The 19,559-nt window shown below is 52.3% G+C and carries 19 protein-coding genes and 1 riboswitch; of the genes, 6 read left to right on the forward strand and 13 right to left on the reverse strand.

Going from position 1 to position 19,559, the window contains the following annotated elements; all coding sequences use genetic code 11:
• Positions 1-166: 166 nt before the first annotated feature.
• Both hslV and hslU read left to right on the forward strand, forming a co-directional pair.
• Positions 167-703 carry an ATP-dependent protease subunit HslV gene (gene hslV / locus JQN73_RS07100; protein ID WP_205322399.1) on the forward strand — a complete coding sequence of 179 codons (537 nt, stop codon included), beginning with the start codon at positions 167-169 and terminating at the stop codon, positions 701-703.
• A gap of 126 nt (positions 704-829) precedes the next feature.
• Complete coding sequence (hslU, locus tag JQN73_RS07105) at positions 830-2,182, forward strand: ATP-dependent protease ATPase subunit HslU (RefSeq protein WP_304607816.1); 1,353 nt, start codon at positions 830-832, stop codon at positions 2,180-2,182.
• 209 nt (positions 2,183-2,391) lie between these two features.
• On the opposite strand, the gene JQN73_RS07110 is transcribed toward hslU, so the two are convergent.
• The 6 genes from JQN73_RS07110 to JQN73_RS07135 form a co-directional block, all read right to left on the reverse strand.
• Positions 2,392-2,715 (reverse strand): hypothetical protein, encoded by a 324-nt coding sequence (locus JQN73_RS07110; RefSeq protein WP_205322400.1) that lies wholly within the window; start codon positions 2,713-2,715, stop codon positions 2,392-2,394.
• Positions 2,716-3,284: 569 nt separating this feature from the next.
• Positions 3,285-4,295: an NAD(P)H-dependent glycerol-3-phosphate dehydrogenase gene (locus tag JQN73_RS07115; protein WP_205322401.1), complete on the reverse strand. Its 1,011-nt coding sequence runs from the start codon at positions 4,293-4,295 to the stop codon at positions 3,285-3,287.
• A gap of 261 nt (positions 4,296-4,556) precedes the next feature.
• Positions 4,557-5,024, reverse strand: coding sequence for an SH3 domain-containing protein (locus JQN73_RS07120; RefSeq protein ID WP_205322402.1), 468 nt, complete (start codon positions 5,022-5,024; stop codon positions 4,557-4,559).
• 174 nt (positions 5,025-5,198) lie between these two features.
• Entirely contained in the window at positions 5,199-5,714 is a 516-nt protein-coding gene (gene secB, locus JQN73_RS07125) for a protein-export chaperone SecB (RefSeq protein ID WP_205322403.1), read from the reverse strand.
• 235 nt (positions 5,715-5,949) lie between these two features.
• A complete protein-coding gene (grxC, locus tag JQN73_RS07130; RefSeq protein ID WP_205322404.1) occupies positions 5,950-6,225 on the reverse strand; it encodes a glutaredoxin 3 in 276 nt (91 codons plus the stop codon).
• A gap of 18 nt (positions 6,226-6,243) precedes the next feature.
• The gene (locus tag JQN73_RS07135; RefSeq protein ID WP_205322405.1) at positions 6,244-6,645 is read right to left on the reverse strand and encodes a rhodanese-like domain-containing protein; all 402 of its coding nucleotides are present in this window, start codon (positions 6,643-6,645) and stop codon (positions 6,244-6,246) included.
• A gap of 143 nt (positions 6,646-6,788) precedes the next feature.
• Between JQN73_RS07135 and gpmA the strand changes: the two genes are divergently transcribed.
• The 4 genes from gpmA (at position 6,789) to JQN73_RS07155 (ending at position 11,630) form a co-directional block, all read left to right on the forward strand.
• Positions 6,789-7,535 (forward strand): 2,3-diphosphoglycerate-dependent phosphoglycerate mutase, encoded by a 747-nt coding sequence (gpmA, locus tag JQN73_RS07140; protein ID WP_205322406.1) that lies wholly within the window; start codon positions 6,789-6,791, stop codon positions 7,533-7,535.
• A gap of 161 nt (positions 7,536-7,696) precedes the next feature.
• On the forward strand, positions 7,697-9,190 hold the full coding sequence (locus JQN73_RS07145) for a murein hydrolase activator EnvC (RefSeq protein WP_205323227.1): 1,494 nt from the start codon (positions 7,697-7,699) through the stop codon (positions 9,188-9,190).
• A 3-nt stretch (positions 9,191-9,193) separates the two neighbouring features.
• Positions 9,194-10,693 (forward strand): S41 family peptidase, encoded by a 1,500-nt coding sequence (locus JQN73_RS07150; RefSeq protein WP_205322407.1) that lies wholly within the window; start codon positions 9,194-9,196, stop codon positions 10,691-10,693.
• A 187-nt stretch (positions 10,694-10,880) separates the two neighbouring features.
• Entirely contained in the window at positions 10,881-11,630 is a 750-nt protein-coding gene (locus tag JQN73_RS07155; protein ID WP_205322408.1) for a molybdopterin-synthase adenylyltransferase MoeB, read from the forward strand.
• 93 nt (positions 11,631-11,723) lie between these two features.
• Here JQN73_RS07155 and JQN73_RS07160 read toward each other — a convergent pair whose 3' ends face one another.
• From JQN73_RS07160 to JQN73_RS07190, 7 genes are all read right to left on the reverse strand, one after another.
• The gene (locus JQN73_RS07160; protein WP_370551353.1) at positions 11,724-12,275 is read right to left on the reverse strand and encodes a 6,7-dimethyl-8-ribityllumazine synthase; all 552 of its coding nucleotides are present in this window, start codon (positions 12,273-12,275) and stop codon (positions 11,724-11,726) included.
• 200 nt (positions 12,276-12,475) lie between these two features.
• Positions 12,476-12,644, reverse strand: a riboswitch (FMN riboswitch).
• A gap of 153 nt (positions 12,645-12,797) precedes the next feature.
• Positions 12,798-13,550 carry an ABC transporter ATP-binding protein gene (locus JQN73_RS07165; RefSeq protein WP_205323228.1) on the reverse strand — a complete coding sequence of 251 codons (753 nt, stop codon included), beginning with the start codon at positions 13,548-13,550 and terminating at the stop codon, positions 12,798-12,800.
• Positions 13,551-13,608: 58 nt separating this feature from the next.
• Entirely contained in the window at positions 13,609-15,420 is a 1,812-nt protein-coding gene (locus JQN73_RS07170; protein WP_205322410.1) for an ATP-binding cassette domain-containing protein, read from the reverse strand.
• Positions 15,420-16,475, reverse strand: coding sequence for a branched-chain amino acid ABC transporter permease (locus JQN73_RS07175; RefSeq protein ID WP_205322411.1), 1,056 nt, complete (start codon positions 16,473-16,475; stop codon positions 15,420-15,422). Before JQN73_RS07175 ends, JQN73_RS07170 begins: the two co-directional genes overlap by 1 nt.
• Before the next feature lie 274 nt (positions 16,476-16,749).
• Positions 16,750-17,922, reverse strand: a complete 1,173-nt coding sequence (locus tag JQN73_RS07180; protein WP_205322412.1) for an ABC transporter substrate-binding protein — start codon at positions 17,920-17,922, stop codon at positions 16,750-16,752.
• 117 nt (positions 17,923-18,039) lie between these two features.
• Positions 18,040-18,618, reverse strand: coding sequence for a nucleoid occlusion factor SlmA (slmA, locus tag JQN73_RS07185; protein WP_205322413.1), 579 nt, complete (start codon positions 18,616-18,618; stop codon positions 18,040-18,042).
• A gap of 174 nt (positions 18,619-18,792) precedes the next feature.
• Entirely contained in the window at positions 18,793-19,524 is a 732-nt protein-coding gene (locus tag JQN73_RS07190) for a pyrimidine 5'-nucleotidase (protein ID WP_205323229.1), read from the reverse strand.
• Positions 19,525-19,559 lie beyond the last annotated feature (35 nt).

The raw sequence follows: 19,559 nt of genomic DNA on the forward strand, positions 1-19,559 counted from the left end.
CATTACGCGGGATTGTCTGCGCTGTAGTCCTGCGATAATGATCAAATATTGCACTAAATGCACTACTGCGAAGACGTCCGACCTCCGGACGCCGCATTTCTGGCCCGACTCGTGCAGTTCGTCCAACTGCCACACGTGCGGTCCGCTTTTTTTTTAGGCAAGCAAAATGGAACAATTTCACGGTACCACCATCCTCTCCGTACGTCGCGGAAACAGTGTCGCGTTGGGTGGGGATGGTCAGGTCACTCTCGGAAACGTCGTGATGAAAGGCACAGCGCGTAAAGTGCGCACGCTTTACCACGGTAAAGTATTAGTGGGTTTTGCGGGCGGCACAGCAGATGCGTTTACCCTTTTGGATCTGTTTGAAGCCAAACTGGAAAAGCATCAAGGTAATCTGATGCGCGCATCGGTGGATCTGGCCAAAGAATGGCGCACCGATCGCATGTTGCGTAGACTCGAAGCGATGCTGCTTACGGCAGACCGCGATACCACGCTGGTTATTACCGGCAACGGCGATGTTCTGGAACCCACCGATGGGATTGGTGCAATTGGGTCGGGTGGCGTTTTTGCACAATCAGCAGCCAAGGCGCTGTATGAAAACACCACATTATCACCTGCCGAGATTGTGAAAAAATCTCTGGTGATTGCCGGCGATCTTTGTATTTATACCAATCAATCGCACATTATCGAAACCCTTGAGTAACATCTGCCGGTGCACACGTTACGCGTGGCGGCGAATGGCCGCCCTTCTACTCTCTGGTGAGTGTAACAACCGCACATTTCGCAACGAACCGGACCACCTCGGAACCGAAAAAATATGAATACGAATATAAACATGACACCGCAAGAGATCGTCTCTGAACTTGATAAGCACGTAGTCGGCCAGGACAAAGCCAAGCGCGCAGTCGCGATTGCGTTACGCAACCGCTGGCGCCGTCAGCAAGTCGCCGAACCGTTACGCCACGAAATCACCCCAAAGAACATCTTGATGATTGGTCCTACCGGCGTAGGCAAGACCGAAATCGCCCGGCGTCTGGCTAAATTAGCCAACGCCCCCTTCATCAAAGTTGAAGCCACCAAATTCACCGAAGTTGGCTACGTTGGCCGCGACGTTGAAACCATTATTCGCGACTTGATTGATATCGGCGTCAAACAAACCCGCGAATCTGAAATGCGTAAGCTTCGGTCGCGTGCCGAGGACGCTGCAGAAGATCGTGTGATCGATATTCTGGTCCCGCCAGCACGCGATTTCGGGTTTCATCCCGAGCAAGACACCCCGGTCGACGCTGACGCCAAAGACAAGGGTAACAATACCCGCCAGACTTTTCGCAAACGTCTGCGAGAAGGTTCGCTGGATGACCGCGAGATCGAAATTGAGTTGGCTGAAAGTGCGCCACAAATGGAAATCATGGCACCGCCCGGCATGGAAGAAATGACCGAGCAGATCAAATCCATGTTCTCCGGAATTGGCAATAATCGCAAGAAAAGCCGCAAAGTAAAAATTAAGGATGCACTCAAGATTCTTATCGAAGAAGAAGCTGCAAAGCTGCTCAACGAAGATGAGTTAAAACAAAAAGCCATCTTCAACGTCGAGCAAAACGGCATCGTGTTTTTAGATGAAATCGATAAGATCGCCACCCGCTCACAGAACGGCGGTGCCGACGTTTCACGCGCTGGCGTGCAACGCGACTTACTCCCTCTGGTAGAGGGCACGACTGTCAATACCAAATACGGCATGATCAAAACCGATCATATTTTGTTTATTGCGTCAGGTGCCTTTCATCTTGCAAAGCCATCGGATCTCATCCCGGAATTGCAAGGCCGCTTCCCGATTCGGGTAGAACTCGACTCGCTCTCAATCGCCGATTTTGAACGCATACTGACAGGTACCGATGCCTGCCTGACCACGCAATACGAAGCGTTGCTGGCAACCGAAGGGGTGACGTTAGAGTTTGTACCGGAAGGGATTAAACGCATGGCTGAAATCGCGTTCTCGGTCAACGAAAAAACTGAGAACATCGGTGCGCGTCGCCTGCATACCGTGATGGAAAAAATGCTGGAAGAGATTTCCTACGCAGCGACCAACACGAGCGAAAAACAGCTAACGATTGATGCCGCTTACGTTGATCTACGCCTTGGCGCACTAGCGGTGAACGAAGACTTGTCGCGTTATGTACTGTAAAGAGCAGAAGTGAACAGACCCAAAATCGTCACTGGGGCGCAGTGCTTTTCTATTACGCACTAGCGCCCTGCCTGTGTCGGTATGGTTGGCCCCACCTCAATGGCAGATGGGGTGCTTCGCTAAGTTAACGCCGCTGTATCCATAGCGCACCGAATTACCCTGAGGCACTCACGCCTCGGGATTGTTTCAGCGACTACTTCGCTTGCTCCTCAGTCCCGCGATTGGAGTTGATCAATTCGCCCTGAGGCGGCGTCTGCCAGCATCTGCAAAGATGTAGAACCTAACCGCAGCAAGCGCTCCGTGTCTGCAATATTCAACACTGGTGTTGTATCGCTCTCTCGATCCATCGTACTGAAATGTGCCAGATCAATGCAGGTCTGGACACCTAAACAGACGTCCTTGGTCAAGGCAACAAATTCCGCGTTCGGGTCTGTTCTATGATCTAGTAGCAACCATGAGAATGCTTGATGGATTGCCTCTGGCTCGGCGGCTGAAGATGGCGTTTGCGGGGTTGGTCTGGTTGGTCTGCTCATGATAGGACCTCCTCGACTGCTTGACGGGCACTATCGGATACGTCCGTTCGTACCAATTCAGAATCCCCTTTAGCCGTTTTTGCCTCAACGCTCATTAAGGGGCTAATAGAGCTGGCATAAACGATTTCCTTAGCACTACTCGCGTTAATTTGTAATTGAGATTGCGTGCGCGACATGATGTTAAACATTTATCTTTCCTTTGTGTAGTCGATCCGCGTCCCGATTCGAAACGGGTGGGCGGCAAATAACAGAGTTCGAATACTGGCACACAAACCAGCAAGCCCGGAGGCTTCACCGTTACCGCCGCCCAAAGAAGACGGACGAGTACATACCAAGCGGCATTGGCCGTTTGGTACGCTTTTGTGTTATCAGGATTCGAAGCCCGTTCCCTTTTTTCTCAGGGACAAAAAAGAGTATAGAGCATTGATGCACATGTTGTGAAGGCTTGATTGCAGCAGGGCTACAATGCAAACACTGGTGGCGGGCAAGACAAGATCAAGGCCAAAACGCGATATCAGCCATCAGATTTTTTCTCCGTGCTGTCATAGCGCCTCCGTCGACTAGGTCGACTAAGCCGACTCTTCGCGTGGGGTACGCGCCAACATGAGTTCGACCATCGCACCGGCATCATCGCCGTCAAACAATACGCCCGCTACTGCATTGGTGATTGGCATCTCTACCCCAAGCTCCTGCGCCAGAGCGCGCACTGCTGAGGCACAGCGCACTCCTTCGGCGACGTGACCTAACTCTGCCACGACGGTTTCCAGGCTTTTCCCGGCAGCTAATCCGAGGCCAACTTTACGGTTCCGGGAGAGGTCACCGGTACATGTCAGGATCAAATCGCCGAGGCCAGATAAACCCATGAAGGTTTCGCTACGGCCACCCAATACGATGCCAAGGCGCGTGATTTCGGCCAATCCACGGGTGATTAACGCGGCCCTGGCATTCAGTCCAAGTTGCAAGCCATCAGCCACGCCGGTGGCGATTGCCATGATATTTTTGACCGCTCCACCGACTTCGACGCCGACCATATCGTCCGTCGAATAAACGCGAATATTACAGCCGTGGACCGCGGCGACGACGCGCTCTGAGAGCGCTGGATCGTCGGTGGCTATCGACAACGCGCAGGGCAGCCCACGTGCGACTTCCTGAGCAAACGAGGGGCCGGAAAGCGCTCCCGCAGGAATCGTGTCTCCCAACACCTGCCGCACAATTTGATGCGGCAGCAGGCGCGTTTTTTCTTCAAAACCTTTACATAACCAGACGATATTCGGTATCGACAAGCCACGCAATTGCTCGGCAAGAGCACGCAGACCGGCCACCGAAGACGCGACGATCAATAAGCTGTCAATTGTTTGTGTATCTGTGGCCACATGTGCGATCGCCTGCGCAAAATCGGCGGTGACAATTAAACTGGACGGCAAAGAAAAACCCGGCAGATAGGTGACGTTTTCGCGCTGCGCCGTGACGGTGGCAATATTGGCCTCATTTCGGCCCCACAACAAAACGTTATGCCGTTGAGATAATGCGATAGCCAGCGCGGTTCCCCATGCGCCAGCGCCGAGGATTGTGATATTCATTGGTGAGGATTCAACGGACACGGGAGGCCGATCTTAGAAAATTGAAGAAAGATAACCTGCACGACAAGCCTGCCAGATCAATGCCAACTTCGCGCCAGCACAATATCAATGGCGCAAAATGACCTGGCAGCGTTGGCAACTTCGTAGCATTAACCGGCTATCGGCGCATCATTTGACTGAGCGGCCAGTGAAGGATGCGATCGGATACGTCTGGATATCTGCAGCCCCACTGCGGTGAATAGTAAAGAACGAATAATTGTTTTAACTACCCCAAACATCGGATGCTTTTACGTATCCGGTCTGACCGTCACGGTGGCGCACTTTAACCCAACCGGACGCAACCGGTTCCATCAATTCGAGCAATACGCCTTTATCGGCGCTAAATACCTGCGTCGCGGTGTCACTGGGGTTCGCCCTGATCTTGGCGTTCGCGACCTTGACTTGTAGATTCCGCTTGCCGATCAGTCCTGCCGACTGAACCCATGACAAATCACCACTGGCATCACGCACCTTGGTCCATTCGCCATACGTTAATACTACCTCGACCGGCATGCCACGGGGCGCAATGGCGACGCGCCGACCTTTTTCAGATGGTGCATCGTAAAGAATGACGGGCGCTGTGCCAACCGCCTTGAAGTCCAGGGCATGCGCGAGATTGACTGCGCCGAAGGTTAGCACGGACACTGTCAGGGAGGCCGTTAGAATACCGGTTAAGCGTTCAAATTTCATTCCATCGTCTCCACTTACTACGAACGCGCGAGGGCCGTCCACTTATAGACGGCTTCTAACGCAAGCCGCAAAATCATCGTGCTTTCGCCACCAGGACCAAAGCGACTGGCGGCGAAACTGAATCAAACGACTATTAATGCAGGTCTTGGATGCGGCAATTAATGATGCCGTCGATTAATTAATCGCGTTGCTACCGTCGACCGCAATGCTATCTTTGCTTCCCTGTTGCTCAGCAAGTGCCTGCGTGCGCTGTTGATAAAAAACTTCGAAGTTGATTTCAGCCAGATGGATCGGCGGAAAACCAGCGCGGGTGATCGCGTCGGCGATATTTGCACGCAGATACGGATACACGATATTCGGGCAACCGATACCCAATAACGGATCCAATTGTTCCGCTGGAATATTGCGCACTTCAAAAATACCGGCTTGCTTGCCCTCAACCAGAAAAGCAACCTTGTCTTTTATCTTAGCCGTAACGGTGATGGTAACCGTCGATTCGTAGATGCCTTCAGCCAGTGCTTCTGCACCGACGTCAACGGCAACTTCGATCTGTGGCGCGTCCTGCTCCAGGAAAATAGCTGGCGAGTTCGGCTGCTCAAGCGACAAATCTTTCAGATACACGCGCTGAATCTGAAAAACTGGCTGATCATTGGACTCAGTACTTGCAGTTTGGTTAATTTCGTCGGCCATAAAACTCTTTCAGTAAATTTAAAAAAGGGACGGTATTTCCGTCCATAGACTAGGTATTACGATAATGACGATCACTCGATAAATAAAACCGCGATCCGCCTGACATTAAAACCTCACCGAATCGAAGTCGCACCCATGCCAGACGGTCTCAATGAGCAGCGTATTGAGAAATACCAGACATGGGCCGAAGGTCCGACAGGTTATTCGACCGCGACACCAATGAGGCAATAAATTATCAAATTGGTTCCGGGGTGCCTTGTAGCAAAGCTTGCAACTTGCCAGCTTGATCTAGTGCATTTAAATCATCGAAGCCACCAACGTGGGTGTCACCGATATAAATCTGAGGAACGGTGCGGCGGCCGGTTTTTTTCATCATTTCGTCACGCTGTTGCGGATCAAGGTCAATGCGGACCTTTTCGATCGTCGTGACACCGCGCGCGTTCAATAATTGTTCTGCACGCATGCAATAAGGACAAACAGCAGTGCTGTACATTCGGACGTGAGCATTCATGAATTTCTCTTTTTTACGTTATTTGATGGTCGGCAGACCTTGGGTATGCCAGCTGGCAATTCCGCCGTCGAGGCTATAAACCTGCTCAAAACCGGCTTTAGCCAATTGCGCTGAGGCTTTCGATGATTGCGTTCCGCTCTGACAGACTACAATGACGTTCTTTGCTTTGAATTTTTCTATTTCGACCAAGCGGGTAGATAAATCTTTCAATGGTATGTTTTTGGAGTCAATCAGGTGACCAGCAGAGTAGCCTTCAGTGTCGCGCACATCCAATACCAGCGTTTTGCCCTGGTTAATGAGTTGCGTTGCCTGCAATGTTGTTACTTTGTTGCCGCGTCGTTGTAGTAACGGGAAAATCAGTGCTCCGCCCGACAAAATGACCAATCCGAGCACAAAAATATTATCAATCAAGAATTTCACAATGATCCAATGGTATTAGTTAATCGCGCCATTATAAAATAGAAGCTGAAGCGCCATTCAATTCGTATTGGTTTGCATGCATTTTTTTAAAATTTCCGCTTTCAGCGCTTTTTCACTCATTTTTCACTACTGTTCACTCCACTATGTATAAAATTGTATTAATGCGACACGGCGAATCGACCTGGAATCTGGCCAACCGCTTCACCGGCTGGGTGGACGTAGATCTGACCGAAAAAGGTCTGGCGGAAGCGAAGCAAGCCGGGAAACTACTCAAAGAAGCGGGTTTAAGCTTTGATCTGGCCTATACCTCCGTGCTCAAGCGTGCCATCCGTACTCTATGGGGCACCCTGGACGAAATGGATTTGATGTGGCTGCCGGTAAAGCATGACTGGCGCTTGAATGAACGGCATTATGGCGCTCTACAAGGCCTTAATAAAGCTGAGACCGCCGCCAAATACGGCGATGAGCAGGTAATGGTCTGGCGCCGCAGCTATGACACGCCCCCACTTAAACTGGACGAAAACGATCCTCGTGCATCGTTCGACGATCCTCGCTACGCAGGTCTGAAGCGTGAAGAAATCCCGCTCACAGAATGTTTGAAGGATACAGTCGCACGGGTTCTGCCAGCGTGGAATGACAGTATCGCGCCCGCCATCCTCAGCGGCAAACGCATCATCATTTCGGCGCACGGTAATAGTCTTCGCGCACTGATTAAAATGCTGGACGGCATTAGCGACGACGATATCGTTGGCTTGAATGTGCCGAATGGCCAGCCACTTGTGTATGAACTTGATGCGGATCTGAAGCCGATCAAGAGCTACTATCTGGGCGATCAGGACGCAATCGCTGCTGCGATGCACGCAGTCGCCAATCAGGGGAAAGCGAAATAAATATCGTCCTGATGAAAAATATGGGTGCGGCCCGGGCATTCGGGTCCGGCCTGCGCCGTCGTGCACAGCGTATGGGGGAGTCGATAGCGGCGCTAACGCGTGGTGTGCCGCCTGCTGCGCTGCTTTCTCTTGTGCTGACGGCGGCTGTAACGGCGGCGGCGATGACAAGCGCCTTTGCTGCTCCACCAAAAATCACTGACCGCAGCAAGCAAAAAGAAGTTGCAGAAGGCGAGCGTGACGAACTGCAGCAGAAATTGAATGCCTTGAAAAGTGACATCAACCAGACCGAAACCGCAAAAGGCGATGCCGCCGATGCGTTAGCTGATTCGGAAGCCGCTATTTCCAAAGCGAATCGCGCCTTGTTTGACCTCGGCAACGAACAATCGCAGACGCAAACCGCGCTCGATGCGCTATCAAAAAAGCACCTGGAACTTAGTAAAACGGTCGCGGTACAACAAAATCAGATGGCCGCCCTGCTACGGCAGCAGTATATTGCCGGAAATGAAGATCGGATCAAATTGCTGTTGTCGGGAGACAACCCCAACAAGATTAACCGCGAATTGCAATATATGGGTTACGTTTCCAAGGCCCAGGCCAAACTCATTGAAGCGTTGCGGGTGAATCTGGAAGCGATCGAAGCAAATCAGACAGATACGCAAAACGCAAAAAATGAACTGGATGAAATTGCGCTCGAACAAAGGACGCAAAAAACAGTTCTCGAAAAGGAAAAAAATACCCGGGCTCTGCTGTTGACGCAACTTTCCAGCAAGCTCATTGCACAACGGCAGGAAGTTGGCAAAACCGCGCGCGACGAGCAGCGTTTGGCCGGCCTGGTCGACAAGCTGGCGGTATTAATTGAGGAACAAAAGAAAGCCGAGGCGGCCCGTCGTGAACAACGTCGTCAAGAACAATTAGCCAAAGCACAGGCGGCGGCAGAGGCGGCGGCTTTGGCGAAAGCGCAGGCGCTTGCCCAAAGACAGGCACAAGTTGCGCGTGCACAAGAGTTAAAGCAACAGCGACAGCGCGCAGCCTTGGCACAAAAGCAGAATGCTGCGCAAGCGCGCGACCAGGATCGAGCGCAGGCAAAGGGGTCGCCTGCGACAAAAACACCCGTCTTTAAGCCTGATCCGATCGATGACGATCAACCGCCGCCACCGGTCGCTCTGGCCGCAATTCCAGCCGCGACTGCACCGATAGCGCCAATAGTGCACAATGACGAAACACCTGAGGCCGGTTCGCAGGAAGCGGGGTTCGGAAAGCCGTTTGCGTCATTGCGTGGACTGTTACGACTACCGGTTCGCGGCGATCTGACCAATCGCTTTGGTAGCAAGCGCGGTGATGGACCTCCATCGAGAGGCATATTTATTCGTGCAGCGGAAGGGGCTCAAGTCAAGGCAGTGGCTGCAGGCCGAGTTATCTTTGCCGATTGGTTGCGCGGCTTCGGCAACTTGATCATCCTTGACCACGGCAACGAATACATGACCATTTACGGTAACAATCAGGCATTATTAAAGCGCCCTGGGGATCTTATTAAGGCCGGTGATGTCATTGCTAATGCAGGTAACAGCGGCGGTAACGAACAATCAGGTTTATACTTTGAGATTCGGCATCAGGGCCGTGCGTTTGACCCCATCAGTTGGGTAACTATTAGGTGAAACATGGGAAGTAAGCTAAAAAATATCAGCCTAATTGGTTTAGGCGTTGTCGCAGGCATAGCCGCTTCAATCCAATTCGACGCTATTGCACAGAAAAGTGCGGCAGCGCCATTGCCACTGGAAGAAGTGCGCCAACTCGCTGACGTGTTTGGCCTCATCAAGTCCGACTATGTGGAGCCGGTGGATGATAAAAAATTGCTGACCGAGGCTATTTCCGGCATGGTCGCTTCGCTTGATCCACATTCTTCGTATCTGGACAAAAAAGGCTACAGAGAACTGCGCGAAATGACGCAGGGTAAATTTGTCGGTATCGGCATCGAAGTGGGGATGGAAGAAGGTTACGTAAAAGTAATTTCACCGATTGAAGATTCACCCGCTTACCGCGCCGGAATCAAGGCCGGTGATCTTATCACGCGCCTGGATGGAACGCCGGTCAAGGGGATGACGCTGGATCAGGCAGTCAAGCGCATGCGCGGCGAGCCCAACACCAAAATCAAGCTGACAATCGCCCGCAAGGATGAAGACAAGCCGATTGTCGTCAACATCACGCGTCAGGAAATTCGTGTCCAGAGCGTCAAATCAAAAGTAGTGGAGCCTGGTTACGGCTGGGTGCGTATTACCCAATTCCAGGAACCTACCGTCGATGACATGGCTAAGAAGATTGCAGCCATGTACACCGAAAATCCGAACATGAAGGGTCTGGTGCTCGACTTGCGGAATGATCCGGGTGGTGTGTTGCCGGGGGCAATTGGCGTTTCTGCTGCCTTTCTTCCTAAAGATGTAGTGGTGGTCACCACGAATGGTCAGCTGCCAAGTTCAAAAGCAACTTTTTATGCCAAGCCTGAATTTTATGCCTCTGGTCCTGGCCAGGACGGGTTGGCAAAATTGCCGGATGCGGTCAAAAAGATTCCAATGGTCGTTCTCGTCAATACAGGTTCTGCCTCAGCATCTGAGATCGTCGCCGGGGCCTTGCAAGATTACAAGCGCGCTACCATTATGGGATCGCAAACCTTCGGCAAGGGTTCCGTGCAATCCATCGTTGCCTTGCCGCCGGACCGTCAGACAGCGGTCAAGCTGACCACCGCGCGTTACTACACGCCAAACGGACGCTCGATTCAAGCCAAGGGTATCGTGCCGGACATGCTGGTTGATGAGTATGCCGACGGCGACTTGCTCAAAGGACTGCGGGTACGCGAATCAGATCTGACCAAGCATTTAACGAACGACAAAGACAAAGATGCTGAAGTCCCGACCGCCGCGCCAAAGGCAGATGAGTTAGAGGAAGATCAGCGCCTGATTGCACTTTCGAAGAAGCGCAAGCCTTTGGAATTCGGTTCAAAGGATGACTTTCAACTGACGCAGGCATTGAATTTCCTGAAGGGCATGCCGGTACAGCTTGCGAAAGCCCAACCGACGCCGGATCTGGAAAAAGATGCAGCTTCTGGAAAAGACGACAAGAAGGATGTTAAAAAAGACAGCGCCCCAAAGGATGATAAGAAATAATCGTCCCGAAGACCTGCTGCCTGTTATAAACATTTTTATGCAGTATTCCAACCGTCCGCTCACGCAGGCTATTTGACGAGACAACTAAAGCCGCATCAACTGTGATGCGGCTTTTTTACTTTCAATCAGCGCCCTCAAAGCGACATCTGGCACTGTATTTATCAGTATAAAACGACCTGTCGAGACCATGAACGATCAACAATTGTTGCGCTACTCCCGTCATATTTTGCTGGATGACATCGACATTGAGGGCCAGGAAAAACTGCTGGCCGCGCATGCAGTTATCATCGGCGCTGGCGGATTAGGCTCTCCGGCAGCGCTGTACCTGGCCTCCGCCGGGGTCGGGACCATCACCTTGGTGGATAACGATACGGTCGATTTGACCAACCTGCAGCGACAGACTTTGCATACCAGCGATCGCATCGGTCAGGCCAAAGTTGCGTCAGCCAAAATTGCGCTCACGCAAATCAATCCCGACATCAACATCATCTGCGTGTCCGAACGCGCCGATCAAACGCGCTTGGATGCACTCATTTTCGGTACCGATGTGGTCCTGGATTGCAGTGACAACTTTGCCACCCGCCACGCTGTCAACCGCGCATGCGTGTCACATAAGGTACCCCTGGTCTCTGGCGCGGCAATTCAGTTCGATGGCCAAATCAGCGTGTTTGATCCACGCTCTGCAACCTCACCGTGTTACGCCTGCCTGTTCCCGCCGGATCGTGCGTTTGAAGAAGTGCAGTGCTCAACGATGGGCGTGTTTGCGCCGCTGGTTGGTATCATCGGAAGCATGCAGGCGGCTGAGGCGTTAAAGCTGATCGTCGGTATCGGAAGCTCTTTAGCGGGACAGTTATTGATGCTGGACGGGCGCACGATGGAGTGGAGCCGTATGGGGGTGGGACGCGATGTTAATTGCCCGGTATGCGGCGGACATTAAAATGTAGATAAAAAACCGTGGCGCTGCGAGAGCTCGAAGCGCCACGGTTTTCGTGAATATCAGGCCGACTTTCGATGTCCGGCCCAAATCATTCTAGGCAGTCCGCAAAGCTCTTGGTGTATTGACCGCCACGTCTGCTGGCTCTGCCATCACAACCGTGTTCAATGCCGATAGCGCTTTAAGCGCACGGATCGTCGATGCGCAAGCTCTCGCCACCTCTGCCCCTTTGACCAGAAAATGGTCGAAAAAGAATTTTTGATGCTCTTCGCCGGAATGGAAATGATGCGGCGTCAGTACGGCGGAAAGTACTGGTACGCCGGTTTCCAGCTGTACCTGCATCAGTCCCGAAATCACCGCTTCTGCCACAAATTCATGACGATATATCCCGCCATCGACAACTAATCCGGCTGCCACCACAGCGGCGTAATTTCCGCTATTGGCCAAGATTTTGGCGTGCAAGGGAATTTCGAACGCACCAGCGACTTCGAAAAAATCGAGACTCGATTCGGCATAGCCCTGGTTGCTCATCTCAGCGATGAAAGACAGTCGGCATTGGTCAACAATGTCACGATGCCAGCCAGCCTGAATGAACGCGACACGCTGACCTGTTGGTACTTTTGGTGTTGAAACGGCGAATTTCTGCAGCATTTGACTACTCCTGTTTTTAGATAATACAAAACAGGGCGTTTTGGATTGATAGGGATTAACAAGGTATGCTCACGCACCACCCAGAACCGGTTCGCCACCTCTGACGGTGCCAATATCAGCGTTAACACCAACCTTAACGCCTATATTGGATGTTAAAGTCGACGACCGCCATAGATGTAAACAGGTTCTACACTGCATCCCGCTCTCTCTTTATCCGGACTATAACCGTCGGCCCCGGAATCAAACCGGGTCTGCTGACCTTATCAAAGTGGCAGTATAACGACCACTGCAATAAGCGCTCGCGGGCTAGACACATTGCGTGCCATTACCGCCGGAGGGGAATTTCACCCCGCCCTGAGAACGTGTTCGGTTATTCGTGGCTTTACACCGCGAGTAACCGAAACAAGAATTTATCATATTTGTGAAATTATTGCAGCGCCGTATTTTTTTTCGACCCGTAGCCCCGAGAGGTTATCCTTAACGTCGCTGCCGGGAACACGAATCACACTAAATTCTTTACTAAACCGGTTTTTTTGCCAGTCCCAGATAAGCTGCAATCACTTTAGGATCGCTCGCCAGCTGCGCTGCAGGACCTTCCATTACCATATCGCCGGTTTCCAGAACGTAGCCATAGTCCGCGACTTGAAGCGCCGCACGGGCGTTTTGTTCGACCAGCAAGATAGCCACGCCGGTTTGCTTTAACCGCACAATAATGTGAAAAATCTCTTTCACGATGAGCGGAGCCAAACCGAGGCTAGGTTCGTCCAGCATCAACAATTGCGGTTTGGCCATCAACGCACGCCCTACCGCCAACATCTGACGCTCGCCCCCGGACAGCGTACCGGCCTGTTGCTTGCGACGCTCCTGCAAGCGCGGGAATAAATCATAGACCACCGTCAACTGGTCGGCATAGCCTTTTTCTCGCGCTTTATAGCGTCGATAGCTCCCCAGCAACAAATTATCTTCTACGCTCATGCTGGCGAATAATTCACGCTTTTCCGGCACCAGACTCATGCCGCGCGCAACCCGGGCCTCAATGGCGACGCCGTGCATGTCGTGTCCCAGAAAGAGGACCTTGCCACGGGCACCGCCGTTATTCGGCATGGCACCGGCAATGGCATTGAGCATGGTCGATTTGCCAGCGCCATTGGGGCCGATGACGGTCACAATCTGACCGGCACCCACCCGCAGTGTCGCGCCGTGCAGCGCCTCTACTTTTCCGTAAGCGACATGCAGGTCGCTGACTTCCAGGACCGGTGCGGCGATCACCATCGTAGGCGCAATTTCAGAAGAGTTTTTCTCAGAATCAATCCCAGAATCAATCGCAGGATTAGTCATCAATGCCTCCCAGATAGGCTTCCAGTACCGCCGGATCTTGTTGCACTTCTGCCGGAAGACCTTCGGCAATCTTGGTCCCGAACTCCATCACCACCAGACGGTCGGTTAAGGTCATCACAAAATCCATATCGTGCTCGACCAACAAAATACTCATGCCTTCCGCTTTCAACTTGCGCAATAGCGCGGCCAATGCCTGTTTTTCCTGATAGCGCAACCCGGCTGCCGGCTCATCGAGCAATAGCAGCGTCGGATCACAGCACAGCGCGCGCGCAATCTCCAATATGCGCTGCTGTCCGAGCGCCAGACTGCCCGCTTCTGCATACAACAAGTCACCCAGGCCGACGCGTTCAAGCTGCCTTTTTGCTTCAAATAACAAGCCGTTTTCTTCCGTTTTATTCAATCGCAAGATACCGGTTGCGACACCCGCGACATCACCGCTCTGGCCGCGTAAATGGGCTCCTATCGCAGCGTTTTCAAGCACCGTCATGCTCGGCAACAAACGCACATGCTGAAACGTACGGGCGATACCCAAACGCACAATCTGGCGCGAAGGCAAACCCGCAATTTCGCGCAGTTCACCGCGTGAACGAAATCTCACCGCGCCGCTCGTCAGCGGCAAAACGCCGGTAACGAGGTTAAACATCGTTGATTTTCCCGCGCCATTTGGCCCGATCAATCCCACAATTTCGGCAGCAGCGATGCTGAAGGACATATCATTTACCGCCACCAGGCCGCCGAATTCCTTACGCGCTCGCGCAATCTCCAGCACAACTTCACCCGCCGGTGGTTTGGCCCGCATTGCCAGTGCTGGCGCAGAATCAGGCGCGATAACCGTATTCTGATGCGGTATCAATTTACGTAAATAAGGCCACAAACCGTCGCGGGCGCGCTGCAACAACAGCACCATCAAAATCCCAAAAACGATGATTTCGAAATTGCCATTCGATCCTAGTAACTTCGGCAACCACGACTGCAACTGATCCTTCAGCAAAGTCAACAGGGTCGAACCGAGGATAGCGCCCCACACATAACCCGCACCGCCAACTACCGCCATGAACAAATATTCAATACCGGCATTGAGGCCGAATGGCGTGGGATTTACCGCCCGTTGCAAGTGTGCATATAGCCAGCCCGAGACGCTTGCCAACAACGCGGCCAACACAAAAATGACAATTTTGATCCATGCTGTATTAACGCCCATCGCCTCAGCCATCAAACCACCACCGTTGAGTGCGCGAATCGCCCGTCCCAAACGGGAATTCAATAGGTTTTGCATGCCCAGCAGTGCAATCAGCAGCAGCGCCCAGATCAGGTAATACATCTTGCGCCCGGTATCGAGCGTGATACCAAACAGCGCGATGGAGGGTATTCCATTAAGACCGTCGTATTTCCCGAGAAAATCGAGATTACCGAATAAATAAAATAACGATAGCGCCCAGGCAATGGTCCCCAGCGGAAGATAGTGGCCCGACAAGCGCATCGTTATCGCCCCGATGCTAAAAGCAGCGATCATCGTGACCACAAGGCCAACCAACAGTCCGACCCATGGTGATACCCCGAACCGGGTGCTGAGGTACGCGGTGGAATAGGCGCCAAGGCCAACAAAGGCGGCCTGCCCGAAAGAGGTTAACCCGCCAACCCCGGTCAACAGCACCAGACCCAGGGCGACGATCGAATACAAGCCGATATAGTTTGCCAACGTGATCCAGTATTCCGGCGTAGGCAACACTGGCAACAGCGCCACCAGAACAACAAAAATCGGAACCGAGAGTAATGACCAACGGGAAGGACGGAGGGAAGCCATTATTGATCTCCCTCGTCGACGTGCTTACTGGTCAGCGAGCGCCACAAGAGGACCGGAATAATGAGTGTGAATACAATGACTTCTTTGAACGCGCTGGCCCAAAATGATGAGTACGATTCCAGCAGGCCGACCAGTAAAGCACCGGCGGCGGCAATCGGATAGCTGCCTAGTCCGCCAATAATCGCACCCACAAATCCTTTCAGGCCGATAAGAAAACCACTATCGTAATAAATTGTCGTCAATGGTGCGATCAATACGCCGCACAATGCGCCCAACCCCGCTGCCAGTGTGAAGGCAAGGCGTCCGGCCTGAGTCGTTCCGATCCCGACCAGACGCGCGCCCAGCCGGTTCACCGCTGTCGCACGCAGCGCTTTTCCCGACAAAGTTCGCTCGAAATACATATACAACGCTAAAATCAACACGACCGATACGCCAATGATGACGGTACTCTGCCCGGTGACGGCCAGCCCGCCTATTTCGAAACGCGCATCGGAAAATGGCAATGTGCGCGATCCTTCCGCGCCAAACATCAACAGTCCGATTCCCATCAGCGCGTAATGCACCCCGACAGCCACAATCAGCAACACCAATGTACTGGCCTCTGCCAGCGGCTGAAACGCCAGTCGATAAATCATTGGTCCCATCGGGACCACAATCAATAAGGTCAATAAGACCTGTAACGCCATCGGCAAATTAGCGTGGCCGTAATAGTGCGTCAGGGCGTAAATGGCGATAGGCAGCAGCACAAATTTAAGGGCAGCAAGTGGGATACTGCGGCCAGCGCTCAAACGCGCTTCTGACGTGCTGACGATGGACCAGACTTCCTGCACAAAACTTAGACAGCCCAATGCAACTAACAGCGTGGCCGATAGCGGAAATTTATCCCCCTGCAATGCCGCCATGGTGAGCGCACCGAACGCAACGAACTCGCCTTGCGGTATAAAAATCACCCGCGTCACCGAAAAGACCAGTACCAACGCAAGTGCCAGCAGCGCATAAATCGCACCACTGGTAATGCCATCCTGCGCCAGAATTATGGCAATTGAAGCGTCCATGTATTTACCTAAATGCGTACCTGAAGTGGTACCTGAAAGGGTACCTCCACATACCTGCTTAAAATAAGATTGCCGCTGACTGAGAAGTTTGTCGACTCTCATCAGCGGCAACAATAACTGAACCGGGACCAGGCAAACGCAAGTTGCCTCGTGCTTTCCCGAGCGTACCAGCTCGCCTAAGTTCCAGGAATAACTAACAAGAAGGTGCACGAAACCGCAAAACAACCAGCGGTTACTTTGCACCTGTTACTTTGCACCTGTTACTTTGCACCTGTTACTTTGCCGCGCCTATCAGCTTCCATTTTCCGCCCACAACTTCCACCATAACCCGCGAGCGCTGGTCATAGCCGACGTGATCGGTTGGACTCATGTTGACGATGCCATGTGACACGGCCAAATTTTGGATGGCTTCGATTCCATCACGCAGACCAGCGCGAAACTCTTTTGTACCCGGCTTGCCTTTTTTAAGCGCAGAAGGGGTTGCGGCGGCCAACAGCTGACCAGCATCCCATGCGTGTCCCCCAAACGTGGAAACACTGCCGACGCCATAGGCTTTTTCATAAGCCGCGCGATAAGCCATCGCCGATTTTTTTACAGGATTGCTATCGGGTAATTGCTCAGCCACCAGCAACGGCCCGGCTGGCAAGAAAGTGCCTTCGCAATCTTTACCGCACACCCGCAGAAAGTCGTTATTCGCTACGCCGTGGGTTTGATAGATCTTGCCTTTATACCCGCGCTCTTTTAATGTTTTTTCCGGTAAGGCGGCTGGCGTACCAGCACCCGCGATCAACACCGCATCCGGATTGGCACTGAGAATTTTTAATATTTGTCCGGTCACAGACGTGTCGGGGCGAGAAAAACGCTCATTGGCAACGACCTTGATCTTGCGTAACTCAGCAAATTTCGAAAATTCGTGATACCAGCCTTCGCCGTACGCATCTGAAAATCCAATAAAAGCGACGGTTTTCACGCCAGAATCCACCATGTGAGCAACAATCGCCGTCGCCATGTGTGAATCATTTTGCGGAGATTTAAAAATCCAGCGACGTTTGGCATCGACCGGTTCAACCAGCGACGCTGAAGCAGCCATCGAAATCATGGGCGTTCCCGACTCTGCCGCAACATCGCTCATCGCCAAGGAATTAGGAGTGGTGGTCGAACCGATCAGCAAATCGACTTTATCTTCAGTCACCAGTTTGCGGGCGTTCTTCACTGCGGTGGTGGTGTCGGTAGCGTCATCTAAAACGATGTATTCCACTTTTTGTCCGGCAATTTCCTTCGGCAATAAGGCAAAGGTGTTTTTTTCCGGGATACCGAGCGATGCAGCAGGGCCAGTAGCAGAGACACTGACGCCGACCTTAATTTGCGCGAAAGCAACAGTCACGTTGGCGCTCAACGTTAGCGCAACCGCTGATGAAAGGGCGATTTTTAGCCATACTTTTTTCATGCAAAGACTCCTTTTATGATGATCGGCTTTTTTATCAGCCTATTGTCGCGTTATAGTCGCGCTGTTTTTGTACAGGTTTTTACCGCTTGTTTACTGTTAATAAAGCTGCTTATCTGCCTATGGCGCCAAAATCAAAGCGATTTGTTGCGCCGCATCGTCGCACGGCTTTTTCTGAAAACGGGTTTTGGCAAAGCGCTGCCAACGACCCAGCACAAAACTGGTCAGTATATTGGCACGGATAGTCGCTTCCTGCTCGTTGGCCTCACCTTGACTGGCGGCGATGCGCAAGGCCTGTTTCAACGACATTTCAATACGGTCCACAAACTGATTCATCCGCAACTGCAGACGCTCATCCTCGTTGATCAAGGCGTCTCCGATAATCACGCGCGTCATGCCCGGATTACGTTCCGCAAAATTGAGCAACATTAACGCTACCGCCTGCGCCTGCAATAAACCCTTCTCTTCTTTTTCGGTGATTTGATTAATCAGGCCGAATACGCTGGTCTCGATGAATTCGATCAGGCCTTCAAACATCTGCGCCTTGCTAGCAAAATGGCGATATAGCGCCGCTTCTGACACGCCCAGTTTCGCCGCCAGGGCAGCGGTGGTGATTTTCTCACCTTTGGGCTGTTCGAGCATCGTCGCCAACGTTTGAAGAATCTGTAGCTTACGTTCGCCAGGTTTAGTTGTTGCCATAATCTATTTTCGTGTGAGTCTGATCTGTTAATAATGAAGTGCGACCAAAAAACTGCTCAGATGTTGCTGCATCTCCTGCTGTCCCCGCTTCTTATCGTCGCTTCTTATCGTCGCTTCTTATCGTCGCTTAGTGTCTGTGAAGGACCGCCTGATTTAAAGAAATTTTCTTCACACTTAGTGCAGCCGATGGAGGTTATCTGCCAGTCGCCGCACGGATTTTACTTTGACATCGACGTAACCGGTGCGCTTTGTCAAATTTGGATGCATCAACTGACCGCTGAGTGCGGACATTTTGGCGGTTTTAGACAAGTAGCCGGTTACCCATACCGTTCGCATGCCGATCTTCTTAGCCGTTTTCAGGTTGGCGAGGGTATCCTCTACCAAAATGCACCGATGCGCGGGGACTCCCTCGCGGGCCAGCAGCTTGCGTAACAAATGCGGCGACGGCTTCGGGCGAAGTTGTCGATGCACGTGCATGGACTCAATAGAGATATGTTTGCCAAACTGGCGGTGCAGTCCCAAATGCCGCATCACGTCGCGTGAGTAACGTTGCGGCGCGTTGGTGAAGAGTATCTTTCGTCCAGGCAAACGCTTTAACAAACTAATCAACCCCGGTTCGGCCCGAATCATCCCGCTTAAATTGTCAAATCGATGCGCTTCACGCAAAAAATCCTCGGCCCTGACCCCGTGGTGCTTCACCATGCCCAGCAGCGTGGCACCGTAGCGTACCCAGTAATCAGTCCGCACTGCATCCACGGTTGCCGAATTCGCGTCGACCCCATCGACGCCTAGCGCCCGCGCGATGAAACGATTCATATTGTCATTAATCGCGGGGAAAAATGCGTGTGAAGCGTTATGCAACGTGTTGTCCAGATCGAACAGCCAGACCGGTGTAATATTTGCCATCATCATTTATCACCAGGTTGTGTCATGCGTTTTGC

The organism is Glaciimonas sp. PAMC28666, from assembly GCF_016917355.1.
Classification (GTDB): Bacteria; Pseudomonadota; Gammaproteobacteria; order Burkholderiales; family Burkholderiaceae_D; genus Glaciimonas.